Annotated in this window: 8 protein-coding genes; all 8 read right to left on the bottom strand. The window is 46.8% G+C overall.

Translation table 11 applies throughout. From position 1 onward, the window contains the following. Nucleotides 1-75: 75 nt before the first annotated feature. On the bottom strand, nt 76-1488 hold the full coding sequence (locus MSG35_RS15725) for a phosphoglucomutase/phosphomannomutase family protein (protein WP_061038648.1): 1413 nt from the start codon (nt 1486-1488) through the stop codon (nt 76-78). Nucleotides 1489-1562: 74 nt separating this feature from the next. Next, entirely contained in the window at nt 1563-3968 is a 2406-nt protein-coding gene (locus MSG35_RS15720; protein ID WP_248384504.1) for a N,N'-diacetylchitobiose phosphorylase, read from the bottom strand. A 127-nt stretch (nt 3969-4095) separates the two neighbouring features. Then, the gene (locus MSG35_RS15715; protein WP_248384503.1) at nt 4096-6057 is read right to left on the bottom strand and encodes a family 20 glycosylhydrolase; all 1962 of its coding nucleotides are present in this window, start codon (nt 6055-6057) and stop codon (nt 4096-4098) included. A 12-nt stretch (nt 6058-6069) separates the two neighbouring features. Then, the gene (locus MSG35_RS15710) at nt 6070-6954 is read right to left on the bottom strand and encodes an N-acetylglucosamine kinase (RefSeq protein WP_248384502.1); all 885 of its coding nucleotides are present in this window, start codon (nt 6952-6954) and stop codon (nt 6070-6072) included. Nucleotides 6955-6956: 2 nt separating this feature from the next. After that, the gene (locus MSG35_RS15705; protein WP_248384501.1) at nt 6957-8678 is read right to left on the bottom strand and encodes a glycoside hydrolase family 9 protein; all 1722 of its coding nucleotides are present in this window, start codon (nt 8676-8678) and stop codon (nt 6957-6959) included. 98 nt (nt 8679-8776) lie between these two features. Next, the gene (locus MSG35_RS15700; RefSeq protein WP_248384500.1) at nt 8777-9772 is read right to left on the bottom strand and encodes an ABC transporter ATP-binding protein; all 996 of its coding nucleotides are present in this window, start codon (nt 9770-9772) and stop codon (nt 8777-8779) included. An 87-nt stretch (nt 9773-9859) separates the two neighbouring features. Further along, nucleotides 9860-10843 (bottom strand): ABC transporter ATP-binding protein, encoded by a 984-nt coding sequence (locus tag MSG35_RS15695; RefSeq protein ID WP_048605693.1) that lies wholly within the window; start codon nt 10841-10843, stop codon nt 9860-9862. A gap of 2 nt (nt 10844-10845) precedes the next feature. Beyond that, nucleotides 10846-11871: an ABC transporter permease gene (locus MSG35_RS15690; RefSeq protein WP_017056648.1), complete on the bottom strand. Its 1026-nt coding sequence runs from the start codon at nt 11869-11871 to the stop codon at nt 10846-10848.

Below are 11871 nucleotides of genomic sequence, written 5' to 3'. Positions count from 1 at the left end.
AGAGTTCTTCACTTATAGGCTTTAACAAGGCAGTGATTTGTTAAGTCCCATACAAAACTGCTGCACTCTATAAGCCTATAGAGAGAGGAAGTCTTTCACTTTTTGAAGAACACGTTCTGCAGTGTCTTTATCTTCCATTTCTGCGAAGATTCGTAGTAACGGCTCTGTTCCTGAGAAGCGAGCAATTACCCAGCCGCCATTCTTGAAGTACACCTTGGCACCATCTTCATAGCTGACTTTTTCAATTTCGTATTCAAATTCAGGCAGTTGCTTCTCGACGTAGATCTTAGTGTAGATCGCTTCTTTCTCTGAAGGTTTAAACTTACAATCGCCTTCTGCGGTGTAGGCATAGCCATATTTAGAGTAAATCTCATCAAGTAATTCAGACAGCTTCTTGCCTGTCACACTGATCATCTCAACCAGTAAGCTTGAAGCAAATACGCCATCCTTACCTTTGATGTGACCACGAATGGTTAAACCACCCGAACTTTCGCCGCCAATCAGAGAATCATCAGCTTCCATTTGCGAGCTGATATGCTTAAAGCCTACGGGAACCTCAAAGCTTTTCTCACCATGATCTGCCGCCACTTTATCCAGTAGATGTGTGGTTGCGATGTTACGAACGACAGAGCCCTTCCAGCCTTTGTATTCCAGCAAGTAGTAGTAAAGCAGGAGCAGTACTTCGTTAGGGTGAATAAAGTGACCTTTCTCATCAATAATACCCAGACGATCGGCATCACCATCAGTACCAATGCCAATGTCATAGCCTTCTGCTGCAACTAAGTGCTTCAAGCGATAGAGCGTTGCAGCATTTGGTGATGGCATCAAGCCACCAAAATCTGGGTTTTTGCCATCGTTGATGACGTCGACATCACAGCGACCGTTAATCAGCACGGTTTGCAGAGCATTTTTTGCCACGCCAAACATTGGGTCAATCAGTACACGTAGGTTAGCTTTCTTGATCGAATCGATATCGATGAAGTTGATGATCGAATCAACAAAGTCGTTCATTGGGTTGATGATCTCGATTTCTTTGTCGTTTAACGCCTGTTCGAAATCGACTCGGATAACGTCTTCGTTGGTTAGTGTTGCGATTTGCTGTTCGATCTTCTCTGTGATGATCTCATCGGCATCACGGCCGCCTTCAATAAACACCTTAATACCATTGTAATCAGCGGGGTTGTGAGAAGCGGTAATACACGCCGAGTAGGTGCATCCCATCTCTTTTGCTTGGAACATCACGATAGGTGTTGGAACAAACTTATCGATGAAGCTTACTTTGATGTTGTTCGCCGCAAGTACTTCTGCAAACCAACATGCGGCTTTATCTGAAAGGAAGCGGCGGTCATAGCCGATCACAAACCCATTCTTGGCTGCATCTTCGTTGTTAATGATGTTAGCGAGCGCTTGTGCCACCAAACGGACGTTTTCTCTAGTGAACTCTTCACCAATGAAAGCGCGCCAGCCACCTGTACCAAATTTAATCATTAGAAAATCCTTTTAGTCTCATTGTCTCAAGCCCGTAAAGACTTGAGACAAGAGCTGTTCGTTAAATTGCGTGACTAGCCTAGAACAACGACAACATCGTTCACGCTGCCTTCTGCTTGTACTGGGATTGCGCCTTCAACTGACTCACCATTGATAGTGATATAGGCAACGCCTTTGCTTACTGCATTCGGGTTTTGCACTGTGATGTTGTAAGTTGCGCCACGCCATTGACGAGTAACCTCGAACTCTGGCCAATCAGTCGGGATACAAGGATCAACCGTTAAGCCTTCAAAGCCTGTACGAACACCAAGAATGAAGTTGGTTACCGCGAAGTAAGCCCAACCCGACGTACCCGTTAACCAAGGGTGGTTTGCACGGCCGTGGTCTTGGTGATCTTTACCCATGATGAACTGCACGTACGAGTATGGTTCTGCGTAACGTGTTTCAATCATGTCGTTTTGGTTGTACGGGTTCAGTGCGTCGTAGAACTTCATAGCACGGTCACCACGACCTAGTTTCGCTTCTGCTACCCAAGCCCATGGGTTAGGGTGAGAGAAGATTGCGCCGTTCTCTTTTACGCCTTGGTAAACGCGAGTTACGAAGCCGATGTCATCGTTTGGTGTTGCGAATGATGGAGAGTTTAGGTGTAGGCCGTATTCAGAGAAAAGGTTCTCATCAACAGCGTCCATCGCTTTCTCACCGCGTTCTTGAGATACCGCGCCAGATAGAACTGCTAGCGTGTTTGACTCAAGGTGTACACGACCTTCAGCTTGTTGAGCGGTACCGATCTTGTCGCCATTTTTAGTCAGACCACGGATGTACCAACCACCCTCGTCATCCCAAAGATGCGTTTCACATGCTTCTCGAACGTTAGCAGCCATTTCAGTGTATTTCGCAACGTCAGCATCGTTATTACGAAACTTAGCAAGATCTAGGAATTCTTGTAGCGCCCAGAAGTGTAGGAATGAAACCATTGATGATTCACCGCCACCTAGGTTCAAACAGTCATTCCAGTCAGCACGAAGGCCTTTACAGATACCCGTTTGACCCACGTATTCTGCAGAGAAGTTCAGTGCCGCTTTCATGTGTTCGTAAACTGTCGCGTCGCCACCGTCTGCGTATGGAATCACTTCATCAAAGAAGTCGTGCTCACCGGTTTCCATTACGTATTTGATGATGGTCGGAACGATCCATAGGTGATCATCAGAACATGTGTCTTCAATGCCGTGGATCTTGTCGTCATCTGACGGTGTTGGAACAACCGTTGGTGATTTTGATGGCTCAACGTCTGCTTTCTCTGGATCGAACCAGTCAGGATCGAACAAGTGTAGACCGTAGCCCGCTTTCACTTGGCCGCGAAGCAGGTCGATAATACGCTTCTTGGTCATTTGTGGGTTGGCATGAGGTACTGAAATAGCATCTTGCGCCGTATCACGGTAACCAAGACCTGTACGGCCGCCAACTTCGATGAATGATGCAAAGCGTGACCAAACCACACAGGTTTCCGCTTGGTATAGCGTCCACGTGTTGATCATTGTGTCTAAGCCTTCGTTTGGCGACTTAACTTGGAATTTGTTGCAACGCTCGTCCCAGTGATCTTTGATGCCTTGGAAAGCGGCGTCTACGTTTGCTGTGTCTTGGTACTTCTCACGTAGGCGTTCACCGTTGCCTTTACCGATACCGAGTACATACGCAAAGCGAACTTCTTCACCGGGTTGAATCGTAAATTGCTTGTGCAGAGAACCACAGTGGTTGTAACAGGTTTGAGCGCTGTTAGAACACTTACCGTTTTCAACCGCAATTGGATTTGCTTCATCACGGTACATACCAAGGAAGTTGTCACGTTGGCCATCGTAGCTGTCTGGTGAGAAAGTTGAAGCTAGGTAGTAGAAGCCTTCAAAGTCGTTAGTGTTGTAGTACAGGTCGTATTCCAGAACTCCTTCTTGGTAAGACGTGCCCGCAGAGTACAAAGACATCTGATGGTTTTGATTATCTGATTGAATATGGCTGAAAGAGAATTCAACAAACGAGAAAGTGCTGATAGTACGTGGCTTGTCAGTGTTGTTCTTTAATACAACGTCCCAAACTTCTGCATCTTCACCCTTAGGTACGAATAGCGTCTTTGTTGCGGTAATGCCGCTGTATTCACATTTGAATTTTGAGTATGACAGGCCGTGACGAACTTCGTAGTTCGCTTCATCTAGGCTCTTTGCCACTGGCTGCCAAGAGATAGACCAGTAATCACCCGTTTCATCATCACGTAGGTAAACATAGTGTCCTGGGCGGTCGAATGTGCCGTTTGGACGGAACTTAGTAACACGGTTGTATTCCGGAGAATTGTAGAACGAGTAACCGCCCGCATTGTGCGAAATCACGGTACAAAACTTTTCAGTACCTAGGTAGTTTGTCCAAGGTGCTGGTACATCAGGGCGAGTGATGACGTATTCGCGATTGTCGTTATCGAAATAGCCGTATTTCATTGTCATTTCCTTTTTAACAAACTGCATCTATGCAGCTAATTTTTAAATAGTGATGCTGAGTCGTATCTAACTGAGCACCTTAATTTGAGTCAGCAACCACTCGATGTGAGTGTCGCTTTGGTTTGTTTTATTGAGCTTTCCAAGGGTTGCGATAATCAACATTGAGTCTGTCGAGTAATGGCAGATGCCCCTTTAGGCGAGATAGGTAATCTAGCCAGTTTCGGTTGTTTTTATGTGTCCAACATCCTTCAGCTAAAGCGCTAATTCTTGGGAATACCATGTAATCCATACGCTTTTGGTTGGTGACGATCTCACACCATAGAGCACACTGAATTCCGCGGATCCGCTTACGAATTGGGTCGGTGTCGGATATCTCAGCAAGTGCTTCGTAGGTATAAGCTTGTTCTAATGGGATAACGGCAGCCCAATCTACGCCCGGTTCTTCCGGTGCATAATCTTGGGTCATGTCGAGATAGGTAAACTGTGCCGGTTGCAGTACTACATCAAAGCCTTGGCGAGCACAGTTCACAGCAGCTTCTTCGCTGAGCCACGAGTAGATGATGGTCTCTTTGCTCACCTTGTCGCCGTGTTGTGCTTCTTCCCAGCCGACCATGCGTTTGCCGAGTTGCTTAAGCTTGTTTTCGGCATAGCGGAATAGGTGGCCTTGTAGGTCTTTGCTGTCTTGGTAATGGTGTTCTTTCATCAATGCTTGAGCAGCAGGGCTGTTGGTCCACACGCCCGGTGGCACTTCGTCTGCACCCATGTGAATTAATTCGCTAGGGAATAGCTCTGCGACTTCTTCAATAACCGCATCTAGAAATTGATAAGTGCCTGGTAAACCTGGGTTTAGTACATTGTCGTTGTAGTGCTGAATGCTCTTGTATTGAGTGGTATCCGCTTGCTCTACCAACATGTCAGGCAGTGATTTGATTGCGGCGCGACAGTGTCCCGGAATATCGATCTCTGGGATCACCGTGATGCTGCGTTGCTCTGCGTATTCAATGACTTCACGAATCTGTTGTTGTGTGTAGAAGCCGCCGTAGTTGTCCGCAATGTGGGTGTATTGCGGTTCTAATGCATGATCAGGACCACGCCAAGCGCCAATTTCTGTTAGCTGTGGCAGGCTCTTTATCTCAATTCTCCAGCCTTCATCATCGGTGAGGTGCCAGTGAAAAACGTTGAATTTGTAGTGCGCCAATTGGTTGATTAAACGCTTCACTTGATCCACTGAGTGGAAGTGACGAGCGCAATCCAACATCATGCCGCGGTACTTAAAGCGCGGTTGGTCGGCTATCTTGCAACATGGTAGAGAGAAGTTCTCTGCGTCCAGTTGTTGAACTAGTTGAATCAAGCTTGCCACAGCGTGTGTAAAGCCCGACTGGCTGCCTGATTCAGCAATAATCTGTTGTGCAGTGATGGTCAGCTTGTATTCGGCTTCATCTAACGTCGGGTTGCTGCGAAATAGAATGTCGCCGCTTTCGTCTTTTGAAAGTTCAGCTGAAAGCGCGGTCGAAAGAGACAACTCAAAGGCCAATAGCAATTCTTGCTGGAACCAAGAGACTGCCTTATCAGCAAGATGAGATTGAACTTCAATTCTGCAGTCGTTATTTAGCGCGAAGCTACTTAGCGCGAAACTACCTTGTTGAAGTTCGATATGATTCGGTTGAGGAATCAATGCAATCTCAGCTGCATTCACTTCAGGTATCTGGTTGCGTTCACGGTATGGTGACGCTAGAACAATAGGTGATATCGCAACTGGCAGTACTGAGGTTTCACCTTGGTGATGTGTTTGGATAAAGGCATCGTTTAGACCGTCAGAATAGAAACGGAACGGGGCGCTTTGAATACTGAATTCAAGGTAGTAATGGTTGTTGGCCTTTAACACTGACGAACTTGGTGTGAACGAGCAAAAGCTGCCAACTTGAGTCAGTTCACCTTGCGATAAACTCTCTGGAAGGATGAATCGATCAAACGCAAAGTGCAGAGACCAATCTTTTACGTCGAGGTCACTTAAGTTATGTACCGTAAGGCCAAATCGGCAGTTATTTTTTTGTTCAGAAAGAACAGCTAAGTCGATGCGATAATTCATATAACTTCCCTGCTAAGCCTGTTGATACAAGTTGTGTTGTGGTTTTCCGGCAAACATCAATGCGCCTTCAATAGCGTCGAATTGAGGTTTAACGATCCATTGTTGTACTGGTGGTGATAGCCAGTTGAGAATACGCTCAGCGATACTTCCCATTAAGCACACCTTGTCAGCGCCTTTTCGATGCAGTGCTAAGACAAACATTTCGATATCAGCCGCGGTTTGCTTGAGCATATCGATAGCCAGTTCGTCACCTTCGTTAGCGAGTTGAAAAATCACTGGTGAGAATTGACCGTAATCCTTTGGAATCGCGCCTTTTGACCATTCGACAATGGCATCCACATCATTATTAAAGTGATTCATCACATGTAGAGTCAGCGGGGTTTTGCTGCGAATACCGTCTTCTGCAAGCAAGACTTGTTGAATCAAACGAAGCCCCATCACTGCGCCGCCGCCTTGATCTGAAATCGGGAATTCACGACCACCAACCACATGTTGCTCACCGTCTTTTAGGTAGATACCGCAAGAACCCGTACCACCAATCATGATTGCGCCGTTTTGGCCATTGTGAGCACCAATGCAAGCGCCATAAGCGTCGGTATTTAGTGTCATGCTTGCGAAAGGGTGTGGTTGAGCCATGAAGTCGAACCATGCTGATTTTTGCTCAGCGCCAGCCAGCGCTAGGCCAACATGCATATTAGAAAAATCGTTAGAGTTAAGTTGCCCTTGTTGTGCCGCTTTTGTAATGGCATCAACAATAGATTTCATCGCAACATCCACGCCCAATAGGATGTTGGCACTGCCACTTTTCGCTTCACCAATCAGTTTGCCTTGATCGTCACGAATACGAGCTCGACAAGAAGTGCCTCCACCATCAATACCGGCGTAGTAAAGAGTCATGATTATTGCTCCTTACGCTGAGCTAGGAAGCTGAACTGTGCAGCAGTTGCTAACAGGAACCACGCACCATGAGGGATCCATTGTTCACCCCAGCGCCAGTTTTGAAGCATGTCATCTTTTTGTGCTGGTGGATTGAACGCAATGTCTTGCTCATCTTCAAAACCAGCTGTGATGCCATTACAGATACCGCCTTTCGCATTGAAGAAACCAAGCTGAGGCAGGTAGTCTGGGTTGTTATGGCCATGACCATCGAGCATGCACATGTGATATGGGTTGAGACCCAAAATCCAATCAAGGCTATTTTGTGAAAGCTGGATTAAACGCTGCTGAAGGTTATTATCTTTAATGTGCGGTTGAACTAGGTAAGCCATGGTTGCGATCGAGCCAAGGCGTGCGTTCTCGCCTTGCCACCAGTAACCTGTTTCGTTTTGTTGAGCGACAAAGAAGGCATCACGCTTATCACCATCGACAGACTTAACGTATTGTCTTGGGTAGCCAAATGGGTTGGTGACTTTGTCGGTGATGTTGATTTCGAACTGACAAGCTTGTTCAACAACTGTGCGAGCCTGTTCTTTTAATTCAGCATCGCTTTCGTTGTTGATGTATTCACATAGTGCAATCACAGGAAGACCGGCTTCAGCTGCGTGAAAGTATGGACGAGAGCCATCAGAGTTTGCCGACCAGAAGTTCTCAAATGAATTATCTGACTGTTGGCGAGAGATTAAACGAGTCGCCCAAGTTCTTGCTTCTGATAGGTATTGCTGGTCTTGTGTTACGCGATACAGCTCATTGGCTGCGAGTAGGGCGCAATACTCATCGATGATGTTCTCTTCACCATCGTTCAGGTACTGGAGGTTGTACTCTTTTAGATGCCAGTAACCCTTAACCGCCGTTTCAAGGTAAGTGTGGCTCGAGTAGCTGCCAGAGATTTCAAGTTCAGAAGCAGCAGCTAATGCTGCGATAGCAACCCCTGCACCTTGTCGGTAGCCCGCTTGTAAGTCCGTTGATTTATGACCTTCTTGAGTCGCATAAGCACAGATATCGCGCTGGTTGATATCTTTGCTCCATTTATCGAATACCGTCATATAGAAGTATCCGTCAGCGTCTTGCATACGTACTAAGAAATCGGCACCGAATAGAGCCTCTTCCGTTAGACGAGTCATGGAGAATTTCGGGAAGTCTGGATTATGGCTAGTCAAGCGTACGCTTTTTAGCATGTTCCAAACGACCATTGGAATTTGTTGTGGGTTTAGGTAGTTACCATAAGACAGGTGGCTAAAATACTTACTGACATCACCTGATGCGTCATACCATCCACCGTGGACATCGACGTATCGGTCGGTACCTAGAATTTGTGCTTGTCGATCTTTTTTGTCGAAAATCCCGCCACAGCGTTGTGACTTAAAGTAATGAAGCACATCAGAAAATGTGTGGTTCATTAATAGGTTGCTACCAATCTCAAATACTTCAGAGCGCAGGTTGTCAAAGCGCAGGTAGTAGCGACCAGATTCAGTGACTGAACTGAAATCGATAGTGAAGAATTGCCCTTGATGCCAATTTGCTACGCGGCCTTGTTTAACCACATCAAAACTTCCGACAGTCATATGGTTGTCTGCACAGACGAGTAGAGCCGTTGTGCTAGATAGGCGAGCTTTCTTAGTTTGTAGGATAGCTTGCTTGGGGCCTGTGGACTCATAGCCAATATGGTTGGTCAATAACAGCATCAATATTCTCCGACAGTCCTAGTTTCTATTGGCTAGGTACTTGAATGTTTTGGATATAAATAGTTAGGGTCCGCAGACCCTAACTTGGGTTTTATTGCTTAGCTTTCGTGTAGGTAACAGCGCACAAAGTGGTTATCAGCGAGCTGTGTAACCCCTGGTAGCTGTTCTTTACACTTATCCATTGCATGAGTACAACGACCTGCAAATGGGCAGCCTGCTGATACTGGTGTCCAAAGAGGAATCTCACCTTTGTTGCCAGCAAGTTGCTCGTGGATCGATTTCTTAGGATCTGGTACTGCCGAAACCAATAGCTGAGTGTAAGGGTGTTGAGGGTTAGCAATAACGTCATCGGTATCGCCCCATTCAACCATGTGTCCCACGTACATCACCGAAAGATCTTCAGCGATGTAACGAGCGGTTGCGATATCGTGAGTGATGTAAAGCAGAGACATTTGCTTCTCGAACTTCATCTCTTCCATCAGGTTCAAAACGCCCGCACGAATCGATACATCAAGCATTGAGGTTGGTTCATCGGCTAGTACAACTTCTGCACCTACCGCGATGTTGCGCGCTAGGTTGACACGTTGACGCTGACCACCAGACAGTTGGTGAGGGTATTTCTTCGCCGTCTCTTTTGGCGGAATGAGACCAACTTGCTCTAAAAGATCGTAAACACGTTCTTCTAGTTCTCTCTTGTTGCCCGGAGTTACTTTCTTGTGGATCAACAGTGGTCGAGCAATGTGGTGGAAAATATTGTGTGTTGGGTTCAGTGAACCAAACGGGTCTTGCCATACCATCTGCACACCTTCACGGTAATGCATAAGATCTTTTCTGCTTGAGATCTCTTGGATATCACGACCTTTGTATTCGATCGTACCGCCCGAAGGCGCGTACATTTTTGCGATCATTTTTGCGGTTGTTGATTTTCCTGAACCTGACTCACCAACCACCGCTAGGCCGCGGCTTTTGTACATCTTGAATGACACGTCGTTAATCGCACGCATCATTGGGGTTTGAATGGTGGTACTGCTTATTGGGAAGTCTTTTACGACATTCTTGCCTTCTACCAATAATTGACCGAAATCTTTGTTCATAATTGTCTCCAGAATCCTTATTCGCTTTGCTTGTTTTTAGGCGGTCGAGCCGCCTTGTTCGTTATTCACGCTGAGTCAGCGTGCAAGCTATAGCTTCCTTTGTACTATTGGGTCACCGTACAGGTGGCAGTTAGACAAATGTCCCGGGTCGATAGAACGCAGCTTGGTTGGCACCTTGGTACACGTTTCATGTACACGGTCACAACGAGCTTGGAAACGACACCCTTCAGGGATCTCTAACAGGTTCAGAGGGTTACCCGGAATACCTGCTAGCTTTGTCTTTGGCCCTGTCAGTGGAGGGAAAGAACTTCCCAGCCCTTTGGTGTAAGGGTGGTAAGGGTTTTCTAGAATATCTTGAGAGTTAGCTACTTCGATTAGCTCACCTGAGTACATGATGCCGATGCGGTCAGAGAACTCGACCATCAATGACAAGTCATGGGTGATGAACAGAATTGAGAAGCCAAACTCTTCTTTCAGTGCATAGATCTTTTGTAGGATTTCGCGTTGCACAACCACATCAAGTGCGGTTGTCGGCTCATCCATGATGATCAGCTTTGGATTCAGTGCTAACGCGATAGCGATAACCAAGCGCTGACGCATGCCGCCAGAGAATTGGTGAGGGTAATCACTCAATCGGCTCGGGTGAATATCGACGATTTCAAGTAGACCTTCAGCACGTTGTTTAGCTTGCTCGCGAGTCATGTTGGTGTGACGCATGATTACGTCACAGAACTGCTCTTCCATCGGTAGTACTGGGTTGAGTGCGTTCATCGCACTCTGGAATACCATCGACATCTCGCTCCAACGGAACGACTGCATACGGTCATCACTGTATTCAAGGATGTTCTCACCGTTGAAGATAACCTCACCACCACTGATGTAAGCGGGCGGCTTATGAAGACGCATAAGAGAGAAAGCGACCGTTGATTTACCACAGCCAGATTCACCAGCTAGGCCGAATACTTCACCTGGAGCGATGTCGAAACTGACGTTGTTACACGCACGAACATCGCCAGACTCTGTGATGTAATCCACGCATAAGTTGCGGATAGAAATTAGTGGTTCAGACATGATTATTTATCTCCGCTCCAAAGTGCATTTTGTGGTGGTAGTTCTGGTTCACGTTCTTCTTTGTCTTGTGCTGCAAGTTTCTTCCAACGCTTCATGCCTTTGTGAGAACGCAGTTGCGGGTTAGCGATTTCATCGACCGCGAAGTTAAGTAGAGCAAGACCAGTTACAAGTAGTGTCAGTGCGATACAAGGAGCCAACAGTTCCCACCAAGCGCCAATCAGCATTGATGAAGAGGTTTGAACGTTGTAAAGCATGATGCCCCAGCTGATTGTGTTCGGGTCACCAAGACCTAGGAACGAGATGGTTGCTTCCATCATGATTGCGTACATCACCGAACCGATGAAGCTTGCGCCAACGATAGAGATAAGGTTTGGCAGAATCTCTACGAAGATGATGCGGAATGAAGATTCACCCAAAACTTCAGCGGCTTTTACAAACTCTTTTTCACGCAGTGCTAACGTTTGGGAGCGAACAACACGGGCTCCCCAAGCCCAGGACATAAAGCCGATAACCAAGGTTATGGTGAGTGGCCCTGCCTCACCGATAAAGGCTGCTACTACGAACAGTAATGGGTATTGAGGGATTACCAGCATGATGTTCATTGCGGCTGTTAGAACGTCATCGACACGGCCACCGAAGTAACCTGCAGAAACACCAATAACCGTTGCGAGTAAACATACGGTTAGACCCGCACCAAAACCGACAGCAAGAGATACGCGTGCGCCGTATACCACTTGAGACCAAACGTCACGACCCATACGAGTTGTCCCCAGTACGTGGTCTGCCTTTTTAGACATGATCAATGTACGGCGGTCGTCTGCTAGGTTTTGAGCAACCCAGCCATCAGGGTTAGTTTGTGCAGACTTCACCACGAAACCAGGGTATTCGTGTGGGTTACCTGTACGTTTGTCTGGTACATGTTTAGTGATCAATGGAGCTGCAATCGCGCCAAGAATAAAGATACTTAGGATGATGACGCCTGTTAGGGCCATCGGGTTACGCCAAATGAGTTTTAGAAAGTCTTTCAT

The organism is Vibrio sp. 1CM23M, assembly GCF_023161755.1.
GTDB lineage: Bacteria > Pseudomonadota > Gammaproteobacteria > Enterobacterales > Vibrionaceae > Vibrio > Vibrio coralliirubri.
Note: the sequence above shows the minus strand (reverse complement) of the source record. Positions and strands in the feature narration are given on the sequence as shown.

Bases quoted from the DNA above. Each gene is read 5' to 3' on its own strand.
- MSG35_RS15725 (WP_061038648.1), bottom strand. From the start codon at position 1,488: ATGATTAAATTTGGTACAGGTGGCTGGCGCGCTTTCATTGGTGAAGAG.
- MSG35_RS15720 (WP_248384504.1), bottom strand. From the start codon at position 3,968: ATGAAATACGGCTATTTCGATAACGACAATCGCGAATACGTCATCACT.
- MSG35_RS15715 (WP_248384503.1), bottom strand. From the start codon at position 6,057: ATGAATTATCGCATCGACTTAGCTGTTCTTTCTGAACAAAAAAATAAC.
- MSG35_RS15710 (WP_248384502.1), bottom strand. From the start codon at position 6,954: ATGACTCTTTACTACGCCGGTATTGATGGTGGAGGCACTTCTTGTCGA.
- MSG35_RS15705 (WP_248384501.1), bottom strand. From the start codon at position 8,678: ATGCTGTTATTGACCAACCATATTGGCTATGAGTCCACAGGCCCCAAG.
- MSG35_RS15700 (WP_248384500.1), bottom strand. From the start codon at position 9,772: ATGAACAAAGATTTCGGTCAATTATTGGTAGAAGGCAAGAATGTCGTA.
- MSG35_RS15695 (WP_048605693.1), bottom strand. From the start codon at position 10,843: ATGTCTGAACCACTAATTTCTATCCGCAACTTATGCGTGGATTACATC.
- MSG35_RS15690 (WP_017056648.1), bottom strand. From the start codon at position 11,871: ATGAAAGACTTTCTAAAACTCATTTGGCGTAACCCGATGGCCCTAACA.